22 protein-coding genes are annotated in these 25093 nt (G+C 41.2%); 10 read left to right on the top strand and 12 right to left on the bottom strand.

Annotated elements, in window-relative coordinates; genetic code table 11:
- Positions 1 to 1203 carry a geranylgeranyl reductase family protein gene (locus J2746_RS07915; protein WP_209619094.1) on the top strand — a complete coding sequence of 401 codons (1203 nt, stop codon included), beginning with the start codon at positions 1 to 3 and terminating at the stop codon, positions 1201 to 1203.
- 33 nt (positions 1204 to 1236) lie between these two features.
- On the opposite strand, the gene trpY is transcribed toward J2746_RS07915, so the two are convergent.
- A complete protein-coding gene (gene trpY, locus J2746_RS07910) occupies positions 1237 to 1740 on the bottom strand; it encodes a TrpY family transcription regulator (protein WP_209618780.1) in 504 nt (167 codons plus the stop codon).
- A 253-nt stretch (positions 1741 to 1993) separates the two neighbouring features.
- Between trpY and J2746_RS07905 the strand changes: the two genes are divergently transcribed.
- Both J2746_RS07905 and J2746_RS07900 read left to right on the top strand, forming a co-directional pair.
- On the top strand, positions 1994 to 3340 hold the full coding sequence (locus tag J2746_RS07905) for a homocitrate synthase/isopropylmalate synthase family protein (RefSeq protein WP_209618776.1): 1347 nt from the start codon (positions 1994 to 1996) through the stop codon (positions 3338 to 3340).
- 373 nt (positions 3341 to 3713) lie between these two features.
- Entirely contained in the window at positions 3714 to 7199 is a 3486-nt protein-coding gene (locus J2746_RS07900) for a PKD domain-containing protein (protein ID WP_209618774.1), read from the top strand.
- Between the two features lie 343 nt (positions 7200 to 7542).
- Here J2746_RS07900 and J2746_RS07895 read toward each other — a convergent pair whose 3' ends face one another.
- The 3 genes from J2746_RS07895 to J2746_RS07885 form a co-directional block, all read right to left on the bottom strand.
- Positions 7543 to 9768, bottom strand: a complete 2226-nt coding sequence (locus tag J2746_RS07895) for an NADP-dependent isocitrate dehydrogenase (RefSeq protein ID WP_209618771.1) — start codon at positions 9766 to 9768, stop codon at positions 7543 to 7545.
- A 200-nt stretch (positions 9769 to 9968) separates the two neighbouring features.
- Positions 9969 to 10199, bottom strand: coding sequence for a hypothetical protein (locus J2746_RS07890; protein ID WP_209618768.1), 231 nt, complete (start codon positions 10197 to 10199; stop codon positions 9969 to 9971).
- A gap of 39 nt (positions 10200 to 10238) precedes the next feature.
- Entirely contained in the window at positions 10239 to 10469 is a 231-nt protein-coding gene (locus tag J2746_RS07885) for a hypothetical protein (protein ID WP_209618765.1), read from the bottom strand.
- A gap of 74 nt (positions 10470 to 10543) precedes the next feature.
- On the opposite strand from J2746_RS07885, the gene J2746_RS07880 reads away from it, so the two are divergent.
- Entirely contained in the window at positions 10544 to 11386 is an 843-nt protein-coding gene (locus J2746_RS07880) for a TatD family hydrolase (RefSeq protein ID WP_209618762.1), read from the top strand.
- A 23-nt stretch (positions 11387 to 11409) separates the two neighbouring features.
- On the opposite strand, the gene J2746_RS07875 is transcribed toward J2746_RS07880, so the two are convergent.
- The 4 genes from J2746_RS07875 to J2746_RS07860 all read right to left on the bottom strand — a co-directional run bounded on the left by J2746_RS07875 (position 11410) and on the right by J2746_RS07860 (position 14194).
- Complete coding sequence (locus tag J2746_RS07875; protein ID WP_245250046.1) at positions 11410 to 12723, bottom strand: glycerate kinase type-2 family protein; 1314 nt, start codon at positions 12721 to 12723, stop codon at positions 11410 to 11412.
- A gap of 48 nt (positions 12724 to 12771) precedes the next feature.
- Positions 12772 to 13419 (bottom strand): YbhB/YbcL family Raf kinase inhibitor-like protein, encoded by a 648-nt coding sequence (locus J2746_RS07870; protein WP_245250045.1) that lies wholly within the window; start codon positions 13417 to 13419, stop codon positions 12772 to 12774.
- Between the two features lie 132 nt (positions 13420 to 13551).
- Entirely contained in the window at positions 13552 to 13734 is a 183-nt protein-coding gene (locus J2746_RS07865) for a PspC domain-containing protein (RefSeq protein ID WP_209618756.1), read from the bottom strand.
- A 103-nt stretch (positions 13735 to 13837) separates the two neighbouring features.
- A complete protein-coding gene (locus J2746_RS07860; RefSeq protein ID WP_209618753.1) occupies positions 13838 to 14194 on the bottom strand; it encodes a winged helix-turn-helix transcriptional regulator in 357 nt (118 codons plus the stop codon).
- A 91-nt stretch (positions 14195 to 14285) separates the two neighbouring features.
- On the opposite strand from J2746_RS07860, the gene J2746_RS07855 reads away from it, so the two are divergent.
- The 4 genes from J2746_RS07855 to J2746_RS07840 are packed head-to-tail and all read left to right on the top strand — an operon-like array spanning position 14286 to position 16749.
- Positions 14286 to 14945, top strand: a complete 660-nt coding sequence (locus J2746_RS07855) for an NAD(P)/FAD-dependent oxidoreductase (RefSeq protein ID WP_209618750.1) — start codon at positions 14286 to 14288, stop codon at positions 14943 to 14945.
- A gap of 51 nt (positions 14946 to 14996) precedes the next feature.
- Positions 14997 to 15380, top strand: a complete 384-nt coding sequence (locus J2746_RS07850) for a CGGC domain-containing protein (protein WP_245250044.1) — start codon at positions 14997 to 14999, stop codon at positions 15378 to 15380.
- 15 nt (positions 15381 to 15395) lie between these two features.
- Positions 15396 to 15764: an ATP-binding protein gene (locus J2746_RS07845; protein WP_209618746.1), complete on the top strand. Its 369-nt coding sequence runs from the start codon at positions 15396 to 15398 to the stop codon at positions 15762 to 15764.
- Positions 15765 to 15768: 4 nt separating this feature from the next.
- Positions 15769 to 16749, top strand: coding sequence for a GltB/FmdC/FwdC-like GXGXG domain-containing protein (locus J2746_RS07840; RefSeq protein WP_209618743.1), 981 nt, complete (start codon positions 15769 to 15771; stop codon positions 16747 to 16749).
- Positions 16750 to 16784: 35 nt separating this feature from the next.
- On the opposite strand, the gene J2746_RS07835 is transcribed toward J2746_RS07840, so the two are convergent.
- Both J2746_RS07835 and pyk read right to left on the bottom strand, forming a co-directional pair.
- Positions 16785 to 18470, bottom strand: a complete 1686-nt coding sequence (locus tag J2746_RS07835) for a sensor histidine kinase (RefSeq protein ID WP_209618741.1) — start codon at positions 18468 to 18470, stop codon at positions 16785 to 16787.
- Between the two features lie 123 nt (positions 18471 to 18593).
- Positions 18594 to 20033, bottom strand: coding sequence for a pyruvate kinase (pyk, locus tag J2746_RS07830; RefSeq protein ID WP_209618739.1), 1440 nt, complete (start codon positions 20031 to 20033; stop codon positions 18594 to 18596).
- Positions 20034 to 20215: 182 nt separating this feature from the next.
- Between pyk and J2746_RS07825 the strand changes: the two genes are divergently transcribed.
- Positions 20216 to 23263, top strand: coding sequence for an FAD-binding and (Fe-S)-binding domain-containing protein (locus J2746_RS07825; RefSeq protein WP_209618737.1), 3048 nt, complete (start codon positions 20216 to 20218; stop codon positions 23261 to 23263).
- A 183-nt stretch (positions 23264 to 23446) separates the two neighbouring features.
- Positions 23447 to 24184 carry a phospholipase D family protein gene (locus J2746_RS07820; RefSeq protein WP_209618735.1) on the top strand — a complete coding sequence of 246 codons (738 nt, stop codon included), beginning with the start codon at positions 23447 to 23449 and terminating at the stop codon, positions 24182 to 24184.
- 81 nt (positions 24185 to 24265) lie between these two features.
- Here the strand turns inward: J2746_RS07820 and J2746_RS07815 are convergent, their stop codons facing one another.
- Positions 24266 to 24460 (bottom strand): hypothetical protein, encoded by a 195-nt coding sequence (locus tag J2746_RS07815; RefSeq protein WP_209618733.1) that lies wholly within the window; start codon positions 24458 to 24460, stop codon positions 24266 to 24268.
- Between the two features lie 77 nt (positions 24461 to 24537).
- The gene (locus J2746_RS07810) at positions 24538 to 25032 is read right to left on the bottom strand and encodes a flavodoxin family protein (protein ID WP_209618731.1); all 495 of its coding nucleotides are present in this window, start codon (positions 25030 to 25032) and stop codon (positions 24538 to 24540) included.
- Positions 25033 to 25093: the final 61 nt, after the last annotated feature.

The following is a 25093-nucleotide window of genomic DNA, read 5'->3' as shown; positions in this document are numbered from 1 at the left end:
ATGACAGAATATGATGTTATTGTTGTAGGCGGAGGACCAATCGGTTCGGTGGCAGCAAGATATGCTGCAATTAATGGTGCAAAGACACTGATACTGGAAGATCATGCATTTATTGGTACTCCTGTTGGATGTACCGGACTGCTGAGCACCAGGGCACTAAGTGAATGTGAGGTGGAACCGGCTGACAGTTGCGTCCTGAACTCTGTTAGAGGTGCTTTTGTCCACCCTATGCATGGAGATTGTCTTCCAATTGACGGTAAAAAAACCAAAGCGTATGTTGTTTCCAGAAAGATATTTGACAGGAAACTTGCTGCAATGGCCCTTGAAGAAGATATAGACCTGTGGCTTAAATCAAGGGTTACAGGTATTGAAAGGTCACAAAATGAACAGAAGGTTTCCGTTGTAAAGAACGGAGAAAAACAAGTTGTCAAAACCAAAGTTATCATTGGTGCTGACGGTGTTCGAAGTCAGGTGGCAAAGTGGTCAGGACTTGGAAATGTCAGAGAGGTGCTGCCGGGAATTCAAGCTGAAGTCCCTTACAGTAGTGATGATACTGATTTTGTGGAATTGTTCGTTGGCTCACAAGTGCCCGGATTCTTTGGTTGGACTGTGCCGGTTAATGAAAGTATATCCCGTGTAGGTATGGCCGTTGATCCTAACTATGGAATTTCAGCTCAAAGAGTTCTTGAAAATCTGTTGACGAAGAACAAGCATATTGATTCAAGATATGGTGGTGGAAAACTTGACCTGGTGATGGGAGGAATTCCCCTTGGTCCACTTGATAAGACATATGCAGATGGCGTGATGATCGTCGGTGACGCGGCAGGGCAGGTCAAACCCACATCTGGCGGTGGAATATATACCGGAGCAGTATGTGCGAAGATTGCTGGTGAAATTGCTGCAAGGGCTGTCGAACAGGAAAACAGCTCAGCATCTTTACTTTCAGAATACGACCATCAGTGGAGAGCAAAGCTTGGAAAGGAGCTTGCTATGGGAATGAGAATTCACAGGTTTGTAGCAGGACTGGCAGATAAAGAGCTCGATGAATTGATTAACTCAATGAATAATCCTGCTATTCTGAACACCATAACACGTTATGGTGACATGGACCATCCCTCAATATTGATAAAAAAACTACTTCACCCTTCTAAATCCATTCATATGCTGAAGATATTCAGGGCTTTTGCCAAGGCTGTTCTTTGATATCATATATTTGTAATCATAAAAACTGATTTATCAGGAGATGCTTACACCTTTGACAGAATCAAGTTTGAGCAATTCCTCGATAATACTGCCTGGAACCTTTGTATCTGTGATTATGGTAAGTTTAGGTTCATCGGTAAATGCAGGATCATCTGATACAGCCTGTCTGATGCTAATATTATGTTTTGCGATCACTGTGGAGACTTCGGAAATTATTCCCTTGCTAGAGGCATCATCAGGGGTTATGATAATTACTCCCTGTCCCAGAAGTGGCGCCACATCACGAAGGAAGGGTATTGATTTTACGTTATGGAATATCTTGCTTAACTGTTCATCTGAAAGTATAACCTCTGTCGTGGAATCCACAACACGCCTGTCAACCCCTGCTTCCCTGGCAAGTTGTGTATGTGCGATCTCTATGGCACCTGAGGTTACCTTTCCCTCATCATTTACCTGAAAACCGCGTTCAAAAATAAGCTTCAGCACCTTTTGCTGGGCCGGGTATTTCTCGAACTTCCTTAGTAATATGCTCCACATATGAATCATGTAATCCTTTAAAATATAAAGATTTAAAGGTTTAGTTTTGTCCGTAAGGAATAGCAATCCTCCGGAATATATATAGAAACGATATTTTAAGTAGGAGTGGTGCTATAATAGAATTACAATTCACACTCAAAATAATGCTTATCCAGAGCGGACACATTTTATCAGAGTACTAATACCGACTCGTTTCTATAACTAACACATTTATTTAAGCTCTGGAGCTTTTGAATTGAAAAGGAGGTTTCAAATGAAAATATACGAGGACTATGACGATCTTCCTAAAATAGAATTACCTTTGGGGCAGGAAGTATCCATAAGTGACAGCACTATCAGGGATGGGGCACAGATGCCTGGTATTGTCATGAAGAGTCAGCAGAAGTTTCAGATATATAACTACCTGAATCGGATAGGAATAGAGAAACTTGAGACTTTTGTCTACAATGACAGGGATAGAAAGGCTATAAAGCTCATGATGGATCAGGGTTATGAATTCCCAGAGATCACAGGATGGGCACGTGCAAATCCCGCTGACATTGATATGGTCCTTGATATTGACGGCATCGAGGAAACAGGAGTCCTGATGTCAGTATCAGATCCTCACATTGTTGACAAGATGGGACTTACCCGGGAAGCAGCAGAGGAAAAATATCTCAATGCACTCCAGTATGCAGTGGACCACGGTCTCCGCACCAGGGCTCATATTGAGGATATGACCCGTGCAGACAATTATGGTTTCACCTTCCCGCTTATTGAAAAAATTATGGATATTGACCCGGACTGTACTATCCGTATATGTGACACTATCGGATTCGGTATTCCTTTTATTGATGTTGATGAGCCATTTGGAATCCCGATGATAACAAAGTACCTGAAGAACGAACTCAATGTCAAGAATATCGAGACCCACTGTCATGATGACTTCGGTCTTGCTGTTGCCAATTCCATTGCAGGATACTGGCATGGAGCTAACTGGTCCAATGTAACATTCCTTGGAATAGGTGAAAGAGCAGGTAACGCTGAAATGGAAAAACTTCTGCTGTTCCTTAAAAGACGTATCGAAGGCTTTGAAAAGTACAACCTTGATGCTATTATGGAATTCTCAAAGTTCATGGAAAAAGAGATCGGTGTCCGTATACCAAGGAACAAGTCGGTTGTCGGTAACAACGTTTTCGCTCATGAATCAGGCATCCACTCTGCAGGCGTTATTAAGAACCCGTTCACCTACGAACCATATCCACCTGAAATTGTCGGTGGTAAAAGGATATTCCTCATTGGTGACTCATCAGGAATCGAAGTACTTAGGTACAAGGTACAGGAAACACTAAATGAGCTCATGGATGTAAGCATTGAGATCGACAAGAATGATAAGCGTCTTAGAGCGATTCAGGCTGAGATCCAGAAACTCTACAACGATGAAAAGAGGGTTTCCTGCATATCCGACGAAGAGATCATGGCTTATGTGAAGAAGTACTTCATGTTCAACCCGATGGTTCATAAGGACATGAACCGTAAGGATCTGGAAGAGAACGGCAATCTCGATGAAGGCCAGAAGGACAACGAGATCAAGCCTCGCATGCATGATACTATAGACTAATTCTTTTTTTGGGCTGTCGTCTGAGCATGGCAGCTATGTGTTTTTATTTATAAAGAAACATTTTTTAAACTCGATATATGAGCGTCATATATCCCATCTAATTCAAAAATTCCATTTAATAAGATTTTATTATATTAAGTTCTGGTTTCTGCATAGCATCTATTGATATAGATAAATAAATTTCTTTTTCTGAAAGCAGTGAATCCTAAATGACGATAGATATAAATATGCATATAAAAATATATAGTTATGAATATAAGTTTCCAGCAACTAATTACAACTAACTTGTTTAGGGACAATTCCAGAAAACAAATCAATGATTATTCTTGTATCAGTATAAAATAAGTACATAATTTGGATGAGAGAGGATTTTATGCGCAAATTGATTATAATTATATTTTTTATATTAATATCCTGTGCCGCATTAACATCTGCTGCACAGGCTGCAACGACAGTGAGTGCTTCGAATAGTTCTGTTACATATACTGAAAACGATGATATGTATATAGACCCCGGGCTAACAATCACCGGTAGTGAGTCTACTTACTCATCAGCTAAAGTCTACATCGGAGACGGTTATATCGCTGGACAGGACTATCTGAGATATTCGACTACCGGAAGCATTACTGGAAGCTTCAGCCAATCAACTGGTATTCTTACACTGACAGGAAGCGGGGATGCAGCCGCATATCAGGCAGCTTTTAGAAATGTAAGGTACGAGAACACTAATCAAGAACCAAATACTGCAGACAGAAAGATTACCTTTGTCCTGGGAGGAAATACACTATATTTTGAAGATACGGGTCATTATTATGAATACGTGTCTTATTCTTCATCATGGACAGCAGCGAAAGCAAATGCAGATACAAAGACTATGGAAGGACTACAGGGGTATCTTGCAACCATCACATCAGAGGAAGAAAATAATTTCCTAATGGAAAAGATACAGGCTGATGCATGGATTGGAGCAAGTGACGCTGCCGTCGAAGGAGAATGGCGCTGGGTTACTGGTCCGGAAGGAACAGAGGAAGAAGGGGCTGGAAGACAGTTCTATCAAGGAGATGGTTACATAGGATCAGCAATACCAGGTGAATATAACAAATGGAACGGACCTGCATTAGGCAATGGTAATGAGCCTAATGATTCAGGTAGCAATGAGGATGCAGGGCAAATGTATTCAACCAACAATGGTACCTGGAATGACCTTCCTCATACAGATACAGCACTGGATGGATACCTTCTTGAATACGGTGGAATGAGCGGAGATGAATCACCTCAACTATCAACAACAGTTACTGTGAGCGTGACGTCAGTAAATGATGCACCTACAACTCCAGGAGCATTCACATCACCAACTAACAGCCAGATAAAGAAGGGTGGAAGCTCAATGACAGTGTCATGGGGAGCATCCTCTGATGTGGAAGGTGACAGTGTGAAATACGACCTCTGGCTCTTCAATGGTACATGGTCACTTATTGGGAATCTCCTAAACACCAACAGCATGGCATTCACTCTTCCAGAGGACAATACTGGAAGTGCAATGTTCCGCGTATATGCCAACGACACTCAGGATAATTCATCGGCTCGTGATGTTACATTCACCATTGACTCAGTTCCACCGATAATTGCGTATGGGACAAATGGTAACAGTACGTATGCTAACAACCACAGTTCCACAGTGACCGGAACGGATACACCTGCTGGTATCTCCGATATGGCTCATGCCTGGACACAGGATCAGGATATGGGTTCTGTTTCATCATGGACTTCTTTTGCAAACTCTGGAACGCTGATTAAAGATTCAGTTGATGGTGACTGGTATCTCCATACACGTGGAACTGATAATGCTGGAAATATCAATTATTCTGTGTCAGATGTTTTCAAGCTGGACAACAGTCTGCCTATAACATATTACAATGAAAATGGTAACAGCACATACAACCATAGTCACAGTACCGTTGTAACAGTAGTTGACACAGTATCAGGTGTCAATGAACTGTCTTATTCCTGGGCACTGGACTCTAATGTATCCAATGTGTCTGTATGGACTCCTTTTAACAGCGGAGACACACTTACAGCAGATCAGAATGATGGTGACTGGTATCTTCACATAAAAGCAGTTGACAATACCAGCAATATAAACTATTCAACATCTAACGTGTTTTTGGTTGACAAATCAAATCCTGTATATTCATGGACAAATATGCCCGTGGCTGCAAACACCGGAGATAGTGTCCTTCTTTCACTGAACGTCACTGATTATTCAACAATAGTAAGTTACAATGTGACTGTTGATGGCAACGAATACCAGATGAACGCAAATGCAGGAAACTACTCATGGACAATCGATATTCCTGCAAGCAATTCCGGTACGCTGGTAAGTCATATGACCTACAACTGTACCTTCGTGGATATTGCCGGAAATATAAACACTACTGATGATGTTCTGATGAACGTATCCATCCTGCCAATTGCTGATTTTAGTGCAAATGTAACCAGAGGAATAAGTCCACTTACAGTTAATTTCACTGACAATTCATCAGGACTTGTGGAAAACTGGAACTGGGATTTTGGAGAGGGAACAAATTCAACTGACATCAACACTACACACACTTTTACATCCGGTAATTACACGGTAAATCTCACAGTACAGAACAGCAACGGAACATCTTCCAGTCTGTTGAATATCAGGTGTGCAGAGGAACCGGTTTACACGTACTCACCTGAGAATTCATCAGCAATATCTGCATATGGAGAAGAACTGAACTTCAGTATACAGAGCACACTTTATTCCAGCTTTGTATGGCTCATCGACGGAAATCCTGTAAATGAAACAGGATCAACATTGTACAACAATACAAATGATTCATCCATGATTTCCTACTGCCTGATAAACACAAGTCAGTACATTAATCAGAGTGATTTCTTCATGGACATTTACAATGTGTCAGTCCAGACAAGCAATGAAAGTATTGGGCGAACTGACACACACTCATGGCAGTGGACAGTTACCGAGTCTTCAGAAAGCGGAAATAACATCACAATGGTAATCAATTCCACTCCGACGATTACAATAAATGGCAGTGATAAGTATCTGCGTTTTAACACCACCAATGACGATGACACTGATGACAACGGTCTTGCATGCAGTATTGTTTCAACATCGTTTAATACAGGTAACAACACCGACGGCATACAGGTCAGGGTAGAAGTGCTGAATGTTTCTGCTATTAATGAGTCGAGTATTGATTTCTCAACCTCTTCAATCTACCAGTACCTTGACATTAGTTTCACCAATGAAACACTGGTAAACAACCAGAGCAGCAATCGAAGCATAGAGTTCAGGGTGCTTAATGAAAAGGACGGAGGTACTTTGATAGTCAATACCGTGTACCTGAGACACTGGGCAAATCCACAGTGGGAAGCATATACTCCTGAACGCATAGGAAATGACGGAACGTACTCATACTTCATTGTGAGGAATGTTTCAGGATATTCTCCATTTGCTGTAACCTGTAATTATCAGTTCAGTTCAGCTTCAACTTCCAGCGATGATGGAATACCATATTATCTCAAGAAACTGCTTTTCTGGAGTGATGAGGAACCAACAGAGGAAGTGGCTGATGTATTAGAAACAGAAAATGTTGACATCATAGATACAGAATCTCTGGGCGATTCGGTTGGCGTGGTCTCAGCAAGTTCTTCAGGAGATACAGACGTATCGGAAGAATATATTGAGGAAGAGCAGGGAGAGAGCAATCCATTGAAGATTGCAGGACTGCTTGCATTGCTAATTGTAGGGGGGTTCTTCATCTTGTTCCTGAAAAAGAGAAACGATGAAGAAAAGAAGAATTTGTAAACAAGCTTTTTGAGCAATCCCGGATCATTGATTCGGGATATTATCTTTTTTTGTGCATTAACTGCAAAATAGCATATACTTATTTTCAGAATCCTAAAAAGAACCTATTTTACAAAATAATACAATAGAAAAATAAAGAATGAAATGGAAAAGAAAGTTTTTTAGATGGAATTACTTCATCTCAGCTTCGACATACTTTGAATGGCGTCGGTTATTTAGTTCATCTTTGTGTTGCCGCAAGGTCGTATGTTACAGACTTGCCTTCTGCGGTGACCTTCTCGATTGCTACGACGATAAAAAGCCCCGCCAAAACCGAGGCTTTCCTTTTGTTTCCACAATAAAATTAAATGGAATCGATAATCCCATTCAAAGTCGCACTAGGTCTCATGGCCTGGGATCTCAACTCCTCATCCGGAGCGTAGTATCCTTTAATATCCACAGCTTTGCCCTGAGCTTCTAACAACTCATTGGCAATCTTCTCTTCATTTTCCATTAGAGATTTAGCTACAGGTTCAAAAATTGCTTTTAATTCGCTATCTTTCTCCTGATCAGCCAGAGCCTGAGCCCAATACATTGCCAGATAAAAATGAGATCCCCTGTTATCAATCTCATTCACTTTTCTGGAAGGTGATCTTCCATTTTCCAGAACCAGCTCTGTGGCTTTATCCAGTGTTTCTGCTAAAACCATAGCTTTAGGATTATCAAAACTGTTGGCCAGATGCTCCAGAGAAGCACCTAAGGCCAGGAATTCTCCCAGAGAGTCCCAACGCAGGTGACCTTCCGATTCAAATTGCTGTACGTGTTTGGGTGCCGAACCGCCTGCACCTGTCTCGAAAAGTCCACCGCCATTCATCAGGGGAACGATGGATAGCATTTTCGCACTGGTTCCCACTTCTAAAATTGGGAAGAGGTCTGTCAGATAATCCCTCAAAACATTTCCAGTCACAGAGATTGTATCTTTGCCTTCTTGAATTCTCTCCAACGAAAACCTGGTCGCTTCAACAGGACTTTTGATCAATATTTCCAGACCATCGGTATCGTGATCTTTCAAGTATTTGTTCACTTTCTTAATGAGCTGTAAGTCGTGAGCTCTGTTCTCATCGAGCCAGAAGACTGCAGGATCGCCTGTCTCTTTGGCTCGTTTTACAGCCAGTTTGACCCAGTCCTGAATTGGTGCGTCTTTTGCCTGACACATGCGGAAGATATCTCCTTCCTCTACCGGCTGTTCAACGAGTACATTATCATTGTCATCGATAACCTGGACTTTTCCTGTACCAGTCATCTCAAAGGTCTTGTCATGTGAGCCATATTCTTCAGCTTTTTGCGCCATAAGCCCCACATTGGAAACGCTTCCCATTTTTGATGGATCAAAAGCACCGTGTTTTTGACAGAACTCAATAGTTTCCTGATACACTCCCGAATAAGAGCGATCCGGAATTACGGCTTTCATATCTTTCAGTTTCCCGTCTGGACCCCACATGCCGCCTGATGAGCGGATTGCTGCAGGCATGGAAGCATCGATAATAACATCACTTGGAACATGGAGATTGGTAATTCCCTTATCGGAGTTAACCATAGACAATGCCGGTCTTTTGGCATACACAGCTTCTATATCTGCTTTGATTGCGTCCTGTTTGTCTTCAGGCAGGTTCCGGATCTTTGTATAGAGATCCCCCAGTCCGTTGTTGGGATCTACACCCAATTCTGAAAGCAGATCATCATATTTATCAAATATATCTTTAAAGAAGACCTTTACCACATGACCGAAGATAATAGGGTCGGAAACTTTCATCATTGTTGCTTTCAAATGAACGGAGAATAAGACATCTTGAGCCTTGGCATCTTCTATCTGTTCAGCCAGAAATGCCTGAAGTGCTTTTTTGCTCATAACAGATGCATCAATGATCTCTCCGGTCTGAAGAGGGGCTTTGTCTTTTAATAGTGTTTTATTACCAGCTTCATCTGTAAATAAAATTCTGTAATTGGTAGCCTCTTCAATTTCAACAGATTTCTCACTGCCATAAAAATCTCCATCGGTCATGCTGGCTACATGGGATCTGGAATCGGACTTCCATTCTCCCATTGAATGAGGATGTTTTTTCGCATAATTTTTTACAGCTTTAGGAGCTCTGCGGTCAGAATTCCCTTCTCTAAGTACCGGGTTAACAGCACTGCCCTTGACAATATCGAATTTCGTTTTGATAGCCTTTTCTTCATCATTAGAAGGATCTTCGGGATAATCGGGCAGATCATATCCCTTAGCCTTAAGTTCTGCAACTGTAGCTTTGATCTGGGGGATTGAAGCGCTGATATTGGGTAGTTTGATAATGTTAGCCTGCGGAGTTAAGACCATTTCTCCCAATTCGGAAAGGGCATCGGAAATCTTCTGTTGCTCTGTCAGTCTTTCGGGAAACTGGGCAATGATCCTTCCCGCCAGGGAGATATCCTTCGTTTCCATAGTGATTCCGGCGTTTTTCACATAAGCCTGTACAATAGGCAGGAGTGAACTGGTTGCCAAAGCCGGAGCTTCATCGGTTTTAGTATAAATGATTGTAGATTTCTGTGACATCTTAATCCCTTTCTCTGTAAATTAATATTGCTCAAAATCAATAAGTATTTTAACAAATTGTAATTTTAAAATTGTAAATTATAATATGAATCTGAAAATTCAAATTGCTTTATTGACGACGACATCATATATATTTCATACCCAGAAAGCAAACATACACTAAAAAATAAAGGTTCAAAAAGAAAAAAAACATCAAATTATCATTTTTTAGGGGAATCCGTAACCTTTGCCAGATTCGCCAATCGTAATAAGGTCACTGCGAAAATAAAAGTAAACACCAGCAGGATAACAACCATAGCAATAATTCTATCCAGTGACGGATCATTATAGAAAAGCACAAAAGAAGCTATGAAAATTATGATTACCTGGCCCAGCAAAGACAATAAACTCTTCTGGACATCCCTGTGTTTCAAAAACAGTTTCAAGTTCATAAGAATATATTACCCTGTTTTGCATTTATAATTGACCGCTTACATTTTTGAAGAATCTGTTGCCTTTGCAAGATTCTTCAACCTGAGCAGTGTTACTGCAAAAATGTAAGCAAACCCTAATATTATAATGAAGATCAGGATAGCTCTCAAACCTGTAACGGTCCCTGAAATAATAACCAGAGATGCAAGCACCATGATTACCAATTGACTCAGTAGGGAAAACATGCTTGTCCAGACTTCCCTGTTCTTAAAAAAAAGTTTAAGATTCATACGCACATATTACCGGAATTTGCATTTATATTTTACCGCCTACATTTTTAGATAAAAAACTCATATAGAATATTATGACACAAAGTTTTCCCATCACAGACGAACACATGCACATTGACCCAAGAGCAAAGGGACTGAAAGCTGTCAAAGAGTTCCAGAACGTAGGCGGAACACACATATTCCTTGTAATGAAACCAAGCTGGACGCTTGGTATCAAAGTCACAAAACCCGAAGACCACATCGCAGTCTTTGATGAGACCGTTGAAATCTCCAGACAGATCAATGAAACCGGTGTCACCTCTTTCCCGGTACTGGGAGTTCATCCTGCAGAAATTACAAAGCTCACCGAATACATGGAGCTTCCAAAAGCCGTTGAGACCATGAAAGGCGGACTCGACATTGCAGCAGACTATGTTAAGAGGGGACTTGCTGTGGGACTCAAAAGCGGAAGACCTCACTATCCTGTCAACCCTGAAATATGGGATGCTTCTAATGAGGTCATGGAATATGCTTTCACACTTGCCGCAGACCTTGACTGTGCCGTACAACTACACACAGAAGATGTTGGAGAGCCGGAACTCACAGATATTGCAGAGCGTGCCAGAAAAACAGGCATCAAAATGCACAAGGTCGTAAAACACTACGCACCACCACTTGTCAATGTATGTGAAAGACTTGGGATTTTCCCCGGTGTGCTGGCGGGCAAAGGTGCCATTGAGGAAGCACTTAAGCAGGGGACCAGGTTTATGATGGAAACCGATTACATCGATGACCCGGACAGGCCCGGAGCAGTGTTAGGTCCTAAAACAATCCCCAGAAGAACTTTAAAATTAGTAGAAGAGTTCGGTGAAGAGCCTTTCTGGAAAGTTCACAAGGAAAATCCGGAAAAGGTATATGAAGTCGATATCGAACTCTGACTATATTTCCTTTATTTTTACATTCAGAACATATCAACAAGAATAAGATAAATATCCATAACATTGGTACCAGTAGGACCTGTTTTTACCAGATCCCCGGTTTCTTTAAAGAATGCATAGGAATTGTTATCTGAAAGATACATATGAGCATCAAGCTGAATACCCTTTCCCTTTTCTACCGTTTCACCATCTGCAAAAGCACCTGCACAATCAGTAGTACCATCATTGCCATCAGTTCCTGCTGCAAGCAAAAGAACATTATTCAAACCTGAAACTTCGATGCCAAAAGATAATGCCATTTCCTGACATCTGCCCCCTGATCCTTTTCCTTTCATTGTGACCGTTGTTTCCCCACCAGCAAGTATGCAGGCCGGGAGTGGAAGCGGAGCACCTCTACGTCGTTCTTCCCTGGCAATGGAAGCAAGCACCTTGGCGACTTCTTTTGCCTCACCAACAATAGAAGAAGTCAGAACCATTGTATTGTAACCCAGTTCAGAAGCCTTTATCTCTGCTTCCTGAAGAGCAAGGGAATTATTTCCTACCAGATAATGACTTGTTTTTTCAAAAATAAAATCTCCTGCTTTAGGAGTTTCCTCGATCACACCCTCCAGGCCATCTTCAAGCAGACCTTCAACACCCAGGGAAAGGCTGATGTTGTACCTGCCAATAATCTCACTGAAATCCCCGAAAGAAGAAGTATCAGGAACAGTGGGGCCTGAAGCGATAACATCCAGTGGGTCACCAACCACATCTGAAAGTATAAGACTCACAGATTCCGAAGGAAAAGCCATTTTTGCAAGTCCTCCACCCTTTATGGAACACAGATGTTTTCTTGCAGTATTGAGCTCATCAATTGTTGCACCGCCACGCATCAGGGAATCGGTAATTTTTGCAATATCCGTAATGGTGATACCTTTGCGAGGATATGTGATCAGAGCCGAACCACCACCTGAGATAAGGAAAATTACAAGATCATTTTCATCTGTGTTTTCAAGGAGATCATGGACCATGTGTCCGGCTTTAACACTATTATCATCAGGCACAGGATGACTTGACTCAAATACTTCTATTTTAGAAAGTGAGTTGCCAAAACCATATTTTGTAACCGCAAGTCCGCCTGAAAGAGAATCCCCCAGAACATCTTCTATCGCCCTGGACATAGATATTGCAGCTTTGCCGAAGGCTATTGCATAGACATTGGTATATTTAGAAAGATCATAGCTTTCTATGCCAATCAACAATTCATTATCTTTTTTGGACACCGATCGGTAGATACAGGCAGCCGGGTCAACTGCTTCAACTGCCTCTGACAAAATAGAATATGCATCATTTCTCATTTTCGCATTCATATTAGTTCAACTGAACCCTGTATTATGAATTCCATCTTATGCGCGGCTGTATGTGCCCATAAGTTCCCCATATGCCACAACATGACCATCCATTGAATCTTCCACAATATCTCTTTCAGAACCACTTTCCAGATCAAGTTCAGCATCAAGTGCATAGACCTTGAAGAAGTATCTATGAGTTCCGGAAGGAGGACATGGACCTATGTATGAAACCTGATCTGCACTGTTCTTGCCTTCAACACCCGGAATACTATTTTCATCGATCTGCGGATCTGTTGCAATATTCCAGACAACCCAGTGAGTGAACGTCACCATAGGTGCATCGGGATCATCCATTATCAATAAAAGAGAGACTGCTTCTGAAGGAATACCTTTAACTTCAAGAGCAGGATTGATATTCTCACCATCACATGTGTATTTTACCGGAATTGCGCCATTATTTTCAAAGGCCGAGCTGGTTACTATTAGAGTTTCAGAAAGCATATTATCGTCTTCCGGGTTAACATTAGAACCATTTTCAATATCTTCAGCACTTCCACTTAGAATATCAGTTTTTTTCTCCTGAACCTCATCTGCTCCCAGGCATCCGGACAGTGAAAGAGACAATAACAATACCATCAGTACCAATAAAATTGATTTGACATGTTTAAAATTCATGGTAGCAACTAAAGGATCTGATATCATTGTTAACCCCCATTTATTTCAATATAGTAGTACACTTACTGCAGAATATTTATTTTTTGTGGAGCCGTTGATAATGTGAACTGCAGGTGGCAAAAATAAAACTTAACGGAACAGTTCACCGGGAAGGTTAAATTACTCCTCCGGAATGATGATCCATGCAAGGATATAAAGCAACAATCCTGTGCCATAAGCAAATATAGCTATTGCCCACAGAAGCCTTATAATCACCGGATCAATACCCAGATAGTTACCTAGACCTCCACAGACCCCTGCTATCATTCTATCGGTTCTTGAACGTGTTAACCTTTTAGACATAATTCCCTCCTGATAAATAATTGATCAAAATCTGTATCTATAGATCTATGATATTATAGGCATTATAAATCAGTTTATTGCCAATGTATTGAACTTGATACAATCACAGTTCGCATGTCTTACAATTGGTTCCACCGCACTCTGGATTCTCGAACTGCCACTTAAGACCCCATTGTTTGATATTCTGCAAAACATGCAGAAACTCTTCACCGCTTTCTGTAAGACAATATTCTGACTTTATGGGAAATACCGTGTCGTCAACATTCTTATCAACAAGACCATGTTCTTCCAGTTCTTTCAGCCTTGTTGAAAGCGTCTTTGGTGTTACATCTTGAAGCTTATTTTTGAGCTCATTGAACCTTTTACGCTTATTTTCACCCTTGTAAAGTTCATGCAAGATGCATAAAGACCATTTTTTGCCGACAATATCGACCGTTTTGTAAATTGTGCAATCTTTCATAGTATCATATAGGAAACCACCCAATATATAAGTGAGTATCTGTAATATACCTGATATCCAGAAGAGAATTTTGGAAGAAGGAGTGACCAAAATGGCAAAAGATTTACTTGAGAAAGGAGCAATCCTGCAGAGAGACCAGGAAACATACGCAATTGCACCACATCTGCCAGGTGGAGTAGTATCTGCAGAACAGCTTCGTAAAATTGTAGATGTTGCTGAGAAATACAATGCTGCAACATTGAAAGTAACTTCATCTCAGAGGGTTTGTATTGTTGGGTTAAAAGAAGAGGATATCGACAATGCATGGGACGACCTTGGAATTAAGCCAGGAGCCGCCATTGGACTTTGCGTAAGAAGTATCAAGATATGTCCTGGAACCACATTCTGTAAGCGTGGGCAGCAGGATGCAGTCGGTCTTGGACTTAAGCTCGATGAGAAATATCATGGAATGGAACTTCCATGTAAATTCAAGATGGCTGTTTCCGGATGTATGAACTCATGTTCAGAACCAGCGATCAAAGATATCGGAATCATGGGTACCCCAAAGGGATACACAGTCATGGTCGGTGGTAATGCAGCACTCAAGCCAAGGCTTGCAGATGTCATTGCAGATGAGCTCAGTGAAGACGAAGTACTTGCACTCGTTGATAAGATCGTCAGTTTCACCAAGGCAAATGGTTCAAAGCACCGCCTCGGAAGAGTTATCGACGATATGGGTCTTGACAACTTCAAGAAAGAAATTGGATTATAAGTTTGATTTGAGCATTCTTCAGGGGAAATCATCCCCTCTTTTTCTTATTTATTGAATAAATTTTATTATTTCTTAAAAAACGGAGCTGGTAGTATCGAAGATGTTAAACCTGCAACAAAGATCGCAGTAATAAGATGTGACATTGTATCAGAAGCATGCCCCGGTGTGGGATGTTTCATGGCTTTCAACAAAAGGAGCATGTATTTTAGCGATTACAATGAGAACTCAGAGATGGTTGCATTTTTTACCTGTGGCGGATGCTCCGGCAGAAGAGTTTATCGCTTGCTCAAATCACTGAAAAAACGAGGTGTTGACGTTGTTCATCTGAGCTCATGCATGCAGATGGAAAATTATCCGAAATGTCCGCATATAGACGAGATCAGAAATACAGTAAAAAATGCCGGAATAGAACTTGTTGAAGGGACACACCACTGAACAGGAGAGAGAAACATGGGAAAGAGACTGATAGTTAAAATTGACGAAGATAAATGCACTGGATGCGGGAAATGTGTTTCACCGTGTGCCGAGGGTGCAATACAGATCATTAACGGAAAGGCAAAGGTTGTTGCTGAAGAACTCTGTGACGGAATGGGCTTCTGTATAGGGGTCTGCCCCGAAGGAGCCATCACAATTGAAGAAAGGGAAGCTGTGCCCTTTGATCTGAGAAAGGCTGAATCACAACCAAAGAGCACTGATATTTCCATTAAGTGTTTCAGTTGTGGTTGCGGTGAACAGGATAACTACCTCATGCCTGTAAGACATAACATGGAAAGTCTCTGGGTCTGCACAAAATGCCTCCCACGACTTATTCATGGATGAGATCATGACAATAGAACTGCAGATTGAAGGAACTGCAGATTATATCTGCGACTATACATTCAATTTTTACTGGCATAACAACAACCTGAAACCGGATTCCACCGTTCCCGGGCAAAATGGGACTACTTTCACATATCAGGATATTGTCAATGAACTGAAAGCAGGTGGAGATGTTAGCATTACCGGAAATGTCGGGAAGAACTTCGCTTATAGCCTTGGTGCTGATATTAAACACCTTGAAGGAAGCGGGGAAATTGAAAAGGCAGGCAGGGTATTCATAGATGGAAATGTAGGAGCTGAAGCCGGCATGGGAATGGTCGCCGGTACGCTCTACATCAAAGGAAATATCGAATATCCCCTGGGTAATATCATAGAACTTGTCAGTGATGTCCAGGATTACAGAAAATTCCGCTCCATTACAGATATTCTATGTAACGGAAAAGGTAATGATGAACTCATAACCAATGAGTTCAATGAATCAGAGAGAACATTGATCCTTAAAGACGGGGTTCCCAGAGGAACTGTGGCTGCACGATGTCCTTGTAATTCTAAAATTGTCATTGAAGGTGATGCATACAATGGAACCGGAATGCTTGCCAGAAAAGCTACAGTCATTGTAAACGGAAATGCCGGCATGAATACAGGCTCTCACCTTAACGGTGGAACTGTTGTAGTTCATGGTGAAGTCGGAGAATTTGCCGGAGCATACATGAAAGATGGAAAACTCATATTCCTGAACGCTAAAGGTTTCATAGGTGCAGGAATGGAAGGTGGTGCCATCTACAGTAAACACAAGGCAAAGACAAGTCCTCCTGCTGCAAAATCCAGAATGAAAGGAGATGACAGCAAGCTCATGAGGGAACTTATGGATGCCGGAAGGGTTGAATCAATGCTCTATAACAAATACGAGCCGGAAGAAGAAAAACAAAAGTACGTTGAAGTTCATATGCGTGACGGTTCCATTGTTATGCGTAAGATCGACTGAAACCAGGAAATTATTATTGAACTAAAAACTTTGGTTCATGCTTTTTCAAGCATTACCCAGAAAACTGAACCTTTTCCTTTCGGATTGTCTTCAACACCTACACTGCCTTTATGGATCTCAACTATCCTTTTTACGATTGCAAGCCCAAGTCCGGTTCCTTTTATACCTTTTTTATCAGCACGTTTGAACCTGTCAAAAATATATGGCTTTGCATTATCAGCTATACCGTCACCCTCATCTGCAACCATTATTTTCCAGAATTTTCCTTCATCCTGAACAGAGATGGAAACTGTACTGCCGGCAGGACTATACTTCAATGAATTTGATATTATATTAGAAAAGACATCTTCAATTACATCATTGACCTTTGATTGATACTCCTGTACTATATTATATTCAAGATTGATTCCCTTTTTTGAAAATTCCGGAGAGAAACTATCGGCAACCATACCCAATATGGCACCTATGTCCTGAATCCTGAATTCCATATCTTCATCAGATTCAAGCCTGGCAAGTTTTGCAGCAGAACTTATCATTGAAGTCAGATGTTCTGACTGTTTGCTTATGGTCTTTAAAGATTCCTTTTTTTCAAGATTTACCTCATCCGCATAAAGCACATCACTAAAGCCTTTAATCACATTTACAGGATTTATCAGATCATGTCTCATGATATCCATGAACAGATCCTTGAGCTGGTTTGATGCTTCAAGCTGTAATTTCTTTTTCTTTTCAAGCATCCAGCAGGAATGAACTACAAAAATAGCAAAGATCATAAGTACGAATCCTAGGATGTACCAGTGTTGAATGAAAGCTTCCCTTAGAGTTATTTTTCCGTAATCAACATACATGCCATATCTGAGTTCACGCATGAGTCTGTCCACAGGACTGTAATCTGCCGGAACTGTCCATCCACTTGCACCAAGAGAAATTGCTGCCTCACTATCCGCAGGCATACTTAACAGAGCAATTGTTATACTCTTAGAGATCTCATCGCCTGTTGATGCGGTTTTTGCAAAAACCCAATCAGGGTAGAGTTCAGTACTAATCAAAAAAGGATAAGCATCGTATTCTTTTGTGCTCAGGATTTTGACATCAGAACGACCTATGATCCCTTCTCTTATCATATTTTCCAGAACAGCTGTTCTTACAGTACCCGAATCAACATTACCTTCAATTACAGAAAGTACCACATCTCTCTGGTAATCAGCAAATGTTATTGAACTGAAATCATCATCTTCAATGTCTTCAAGATGGAATTCACCCCTTGCTGCCAGGTATCCACCTAATGATCTGTCGCTGACAGCCATGAATGACTTCCCTTTCAGATCTTGCAAGGAATTAATATCATTTCTATCAGCCCTTGCGAAAATAACACCACCCATACCAGCATACGAAAAGTTGTTCCACAATGGCTGGAATGTTGCTATCCTGCCTGCTCCATTAACACGTGCCATTTCCACATAGAGAATAGGGTTGGAATAAAAGAAATCAATATTATCATTAGTTAACGTTTGGGAGAATTCATCATATTCCAGAGGAACCATTTCAAAACTGGAATTTGGAATGCAATCTGACAGATAAGCCACAACAGGAGTCCATCTTTCTTTCAGGCATTCCTCATTTCCACAAACTGTAAGAACACCTATCCTGTATACCTGAGACTCATTTGACTCACAATTTGCCAGAGGTATGAATAACAAGCTCAGAATGAAAACTGTCAAAACAAACCTAACAGTCAAGAAAGCTATTTTATTTTTGATAGCACTTTCCTCCCACAAAGTGTAAAAGTTACTATTACTTGAAAATATTTATAACCTTGTCAATGAAACAAAGAAATATAATTATTATTCAGCCACAACAAATTTCAGGAAGTTTGTACCGCCGGATTTACCCATACCCGGAGTTTGCCCCTGGGTAAGTATGACGAGGTCACCAGGATCTATATTTCCAAATCTTTTGAGCGAATCCATAATAGTTTCCTCCCATTCATGAACTTTCAATATAACAAATACAGGATACACCGCATACTGCAAAGCAAGCTGTTCACAGGTCAGTGAATTACGGCTGAATGCAAGTATCCAGACGTTTGGCCGGAACCTGGAAATCATCCGGGAGGTTTTCCCGGACACAGTGGGAGTAATTACATAACGGACCGGCAAGCTGCGAAGAGCATCATTTACCTGTATGGAAATTACATCTTCAATGCCCGGATCCATTTTCTGGATTGCCTTTGTCATTAACTCAAGTCCGAGAGTTGTATGGTCTCTCCATTTTTCTGTTGACCTGGCGATTGTAGCCATCATCCTTACAGTTTCAGCAGGATATTTTCCAACTGCAGTCTCTGCTGAAAGCATTACTGCATCTGTACCATCTATTATCGCATTTGCCACATCTGTCGCTTCAGCTCTTGTAGGACGAATGTTGCTGACCATTGATTCAAGCATCTGGGTGGCAGTGATCACCGGTTTACTGAGAAGATTCGCTTTGTGGATTATCTTCTTCTGGATAATAGGAACTTCCTCAATAGGAACCTCAACCCCAAGATCACCACGAGCTATCATGATAGCATCGGTCTCCTGAAGTATAGAATCTATATTAACTACTGCCTGGTCCCTTTCTATTTTAGAGACCAGGAATGCTTTCTTTCCTTTTGATTCAATATAATTACGTACCTGCTCAACATCTTCCCTGGTTTCTATAAATGAGAGGCAGAAAATACTAATATCTTCCTTGAGACAAAAATCGACTATTTCAAGATCACGGCCTGTTATAGGACTGATATATATTTTAGAACCAGGGAGATTGATGCCTTTTTTAGAGAAAAGCTGACCACCTACAACGACCTTACAGTGAATATCCTCATTCTCTATGGATTCACAGTTAAGCTGGATAAAACCATCACTCAGGTATATAGGACTCCCCAATGACACACTTTCTGATATTCGTTTATACTGAACAGGAATTACTGAATTCCTGCCCAGAACATCCTTAGGGGTTAAAGTTACCATCGAATTCTTTTCAAGCAGCATCGGTTCATCTTCTATAACCCCTACTCTTATTTTAGGACCAGGAAGATCTGCCATAATTGCAACCACCTGATTTAGTTCATCAGATGCATCCCTGATCCTCTTGATAAGTGTGCGATGATCCTCCATGTCCCCGTGAGAAAAGTTCAGGCGAGCAACGTTCATTCCTGCAAGGATCAGTTCCCGGATCATCTCAGGTGAAGAGGTTGCAGGGCCGATAGTGCATACAATTTTTGTTTTATGGTCAGGCAAATACATACATTATCCCACCTTAAAGATATTCAGTAATCAATATATTATTTCTCATGGAACTGATTAAATTCAGGCTTATTCGGAAGTATTCAATTCAGTATATATACAGACATAATAGACATACTATAAAGTTACATCATTAAAAATGTTTAAAACATAAGAATTGAATATATATTATGGGGTTTATCATGACAAATTCAGTCTATAAGTTGAGTGAGCAACAAAAGAATGAACTCTCCGATATTTTCGGCAGAGGAGTCAATTTCAAAGACAAAGAAAGACACTTTTACACACATGATGTGGGAGCCTTGCCTTCATTAATTAAGTCAATGGTAGGTAATACAAAACCAGCAGCTATTGTAAAAGTAAGAAACGAAGAGAAAGCTGTTGAACTTATTAATTTTGCAAATAAATACAAAATCCCTGTTGTACCAAGAGCTGGTGCTTCTTCAGGATACGGTGGAATCCTTCCTACGAAAGGTGGGATTGTGGCCGATGTAACTCCCATGAGACATATAATCGATATTGACAAGGACAATCTCAGGGTAACAGTAGGCGCAGGTGCCGTATGGTATCAGCTGGAGGAAAAACTTAACGAGGAAGGACTTGCTGTACAGGCTGTACCTTCCAGTGCAATGTCTGCAACAGTTGGTGGATGGCTTGCCCAGAACGGCGTTGGTTACGGAAGTTATGAATACGGATGGTCACAGGACACCATGGAATCTGCAAGAGTTGTACTTCCAAACGGTGAAGTGAAGGATTTCTCAGGTGAAGAACTGGGGAAAATAATCGGAACCTTTGGAACCACAGGAATTATTACACAGATTACCCTGAAACTCAGGAAATACGAAAAAACTGCAGCTATCTCAGTCAAATTCCCTGACGCCTCTTCCATGAAGACTGCCATCAAAATGGTAGGGGAGAAGAAAGTCCCTGTGTGGGCAATCTCATTCTTAAATCCCCAGTGGGCCGATATGAAGAACAAAGCTCCGTATAAGACTCACTACGGGGAGACTGTTGACGAACACAGGCCTGAACTGCCACTCTCATACATATGCAACTTTGCCTATCCTGAATCAAGGGACGTAAGTGCACTTGAAGAGATAATCAAGGAAGCAGGTGGAGAGATACTGCCGGAAGAGATTGCCGAGCATGAAACTCAGGAATGGTTCAGGTCAATGAAAGTCAAGAGACTTGGTCCTTCATTCATTCCGGCTGAAGTGGTTGTTCCTGTTAACAAGATCGACACAATGTTCAATGAGATCGAGAAGAAAATTGGTTTGCCTGTACTTGTTGAAGGTATGGTCACCAAGGGCGATGAAGCCATCATGCTCTGTTTCATGCCTCACTCAGAAAGATCCTTCAAGTATAACCTTGCCTTCCCGCTTGCCCTGAGCATTGTTAAGATCGCAGAGGAGAATGGCGGAAGAATTTACGCTTCAGGTCTTTACTTTGCAAGTCAGGCAGAGAAAGTCTATAAAGACAGGCTCAAAGTTATTCAGAATTTCAAGAAGCAGGTTGACCCTGAAGATATCATGAATCCTGAAACAATGACAGGTAAGTCAATGATAAACACAGGCCTGTCCATGGCAAAGGCATTCGAGCCAATGGCTCGTATGGTCGGAAACATGTCCGGAGCCGGTCATCAGGAGTCCAGGGACGAGAAAGGAATTCCCGGAGATATTATATCCCATGCATTCACCTGTGCACAATGCGGCTATTGTGTCAACGAATGTGACCAGTACTACGGACGTGGCTGGGAATCACAGTCACCGCGTGGAAAGTGGTTCTTCATAAAAGAATACCTTGCAGGAAAAATGCCACTTGACCAGGAGCAGGTTGACACTTTCCTTGCATGTACCACCTGTGAGATGTGTGATTATTACTGCCAGCTTGACCTGCCGATCGAGCGCTCATGGATGACCCTGAGGCAGAACTTTGTCCAGAAGAGAGGCATGATGACAATTCCTCCGTTTGAGATCATGGCTCAGAGTCTGGACAAGGAGAGAAATATCTGGGCAAATTACAGGGTTGACAGGGACAAGTGGATACCTGATGACATCCGGCCTAAGATAAAGGACAAGGCGGACATTGCTTACTTTGCCGGATGTACCGCATCCTTTGTGGAAAAAGATGTTGCTGAAGGTACTGTGAGGTTGCTTGATGATGCGGGAATCGAGTTCACAACCCTTGGTGACAAGGAAGCATGTTGTGGAATTCCAATGCTTGTTGCCGGAAAGTGGGATGTGTTTGAGAGAATCCTGAAAATGAACATTGCCAATATGCAGAAGCGTGAGGCTAAGACCGTTGTTACCTCATGTCCTGCATGTCTGCTCATGTGGAGGACTATCTATCCGCAGTGGGCTGAGAAGCTCGGCATGGAGTTTGACATTGAGGCAAAGCATTATTCAGAGATCCTTATGGATAAGATGGATGTGCTCAAGCCAAAGTTCAAGGTGCCACTGAACAAGACTGTTGCATGGCATGATTCCTGCCACATAGGCAGAGCCGGAGCAGGTGTTTATGAACCACCACGTGAACTGCTTAAGGCAATTCCGGGAATCAATTTCAAGGAAATGGAGCACAACCGTGAGAAAGCTCTCTGCTGTGGTTCTGTTGTGACACTTATTGACGAGCCGAAGGTTGCCGGTAAAATAGGTAATGTCCGTTTGCAGGAAGCTGTGGACCAGGATGCCGACATCATGGCTGCACTTTGTCCGTGCTGTCTTGTACAGTTCAGAATCGCTGCCAAGGAGAACAATGTGGACATGAAGATAGAGGACCTTGGTGCTCTTGCAGCACGCAGCCTTGGTTACGACATTCCTGAAACCACCGAGGATGCACTAATTGCCTGGGCGACCTTTGACAAGATGATCGAGCTCATGGAACCTGAGAACATGACCGATATGATGGTTGAACTGTTGCCTGACATGATCGGAGCCATGCCTTCATACATGCAGGCCATGATGAAGACAGTGAAGTACGTACCCGGCATGGACGCGCTCATGAAACCAATGATGCCAAAGATGATGCCACTGCTCATGCCTTCACTGATGCCAAAGGTCATGCCAAAGATGCTTGTTGCAGTGGAAAAGAGAGTCCCAATGCCAGATTACATGAAGGAACAGATGCCAGACCTCATGCCGGCTGCAATGGAGAATCTCATGCCTAACATGCTTCCGCAGATTGCACCACTGCTGACACCGAAGATGATCGAGTATATCAAGGCGAACTGAAGAAAAAAGGCCTTTGGCCTTTTTTGTTTTGTTTTCACAACTATGCGAAAATCATAGCACATAGAATTTGTATTATCTATTTTAAACAGGACTATTGGTTCCAATAAATGACACTAATACTAAAAGAAGTTTGTAAAATTCAATTACGTAAATTTTAAGTAATTATATTAATATTGTTATATCATGGCGGATTTTTTAGATACAAGTGGAATTACATATCATTTAGAGCGACTTATTAAAAATGCAAATGAAAAAGTAGTTATCATTAGCCCATATTTAAGGATTAATGACAGAATTAAAGAATTAATCGAAGACAAAAATCGAATGAAAATTCGTATTGATGTCGTTTATGGGAAAAATGAATTACAACCTGATGAAAATAATTGGTTAAAATCCCTAGACTTTGTGAGGACTGGTTTTTGCAAAAATTTACATGCTAAATGTTACTTGAGCGAGAAAGAAGCTATAGTTACTTCTATGAATTTATATGAGTTTTCTCAACAGAATAACAATGAAATGGGGATATATGTCTCAAGGGAAGATGACTCTACATTATATGAAGATATAAATAAAGAAGCAATAAGATTATTCCGCATCAGTGAGGAAATAAAAGTAACTGTAGAGAAAATTCCACGAAATGAAAATGTAAATAATGGTAAGTCTAAAGCTGCTCCAAAAAATAAACCAAAAGTAGCAGTAAAAAAGAATGGATTTTGTATCCGTTGTAATGATGAAATTAAATTAGATCCCATGAGCCCATATTGTAAAAAGTGTTATACTTCGTGGAACAAATACAAAAATGAAGAATATGAAGAAAAACATTGTCATATTTGTGGACAAGCAACTAAATCATCAAAAATCAAACCAACTTGCTATAGTTGTTATAAGAAAAATAAAAATAAACTAGAGTTTCCTCTTTGAGGATATCATATTACTCATATGAATTGTGAGGACTGCTAATTTGGCAAAAGAAGAAGATAAAAGGCCATATAGCCTTTTACTTTATTTCTGAATCGGTTTATCAGGTGTTACGCCATAGTATTCTGTTCTTGCCTTGCCCCATGGACAACCTTTTTCGCCGAATATCTTGAGTTCAAGGTTCTGGATTGCCTTGAAAAAACCATTACCGGCACGTGCGCCTTTGCACACAAGGCAGTATTTCTCACAGAATACCGGAGCTTTTTTCTGGTCTGCCATTAATTATCCCCTCCGTTTGTTTCTAAGCTGTTTAGACTTTTTTCGTTTTTCCAGATAAAGATAAGCCTGACAGATAATTATAATTTTGCCTGAATTTCCTTTGCGAATTCCTTTGCCTTCTGGACACGGGATTCATCTGGCTGGCCTTTTGTTGATGGTCCCATCTTTCCGAATTCCTGCATCTGTGGATCATCTGCCTGAAGAAGCATGTCGATAACAGGCTGTGCGAGTTCTCCCTGGCAATCAAATGATCCGAGGAAATTTGCACCTGATGCTGCTTCCTTGCATGAGCCAGTCCATGAGTGGATTGCTTCAAAGCCTTCAGGAACTGCATGGGTCATGAATATTGCAATGTTCTTGCCTGCGGTCTTGTCGGTTATGAAAGACTTTACCTTTGGAGGAATGTCGAACTGCATAACAGGGAATCCGATAAATGCAAGGTCATAGTCTTCAAGGTCTGCAACGTCATTGATCGGTTTGATGTCTTTCTCGCCTTCAAGTTCACCATAAATGGCTTCGGCTATCTTCTGTGTGTTTCCGGTCTGGGTCAGGTATGTAACGAGTGTTTTCATTATGAACTCCTCTTTTTGTGGATAATAAGAATATTTGCTATAGATTTATATAGATAAGCGT

The sequence above is a fragment of the Methanolobus bombayensis genome (assembly GCF_017873415.1).
GTDB lineage: Archaea > Halobacteriota > Methanosarcinia > Methanosarcinales > Methanosarcinaceae > Methanolobus > Methanolobus bombayensis.
Note: the sequence above shows the minus strand (reverse complement) of the source record. Positions and strands in the feature narration are given on the sequence as shown.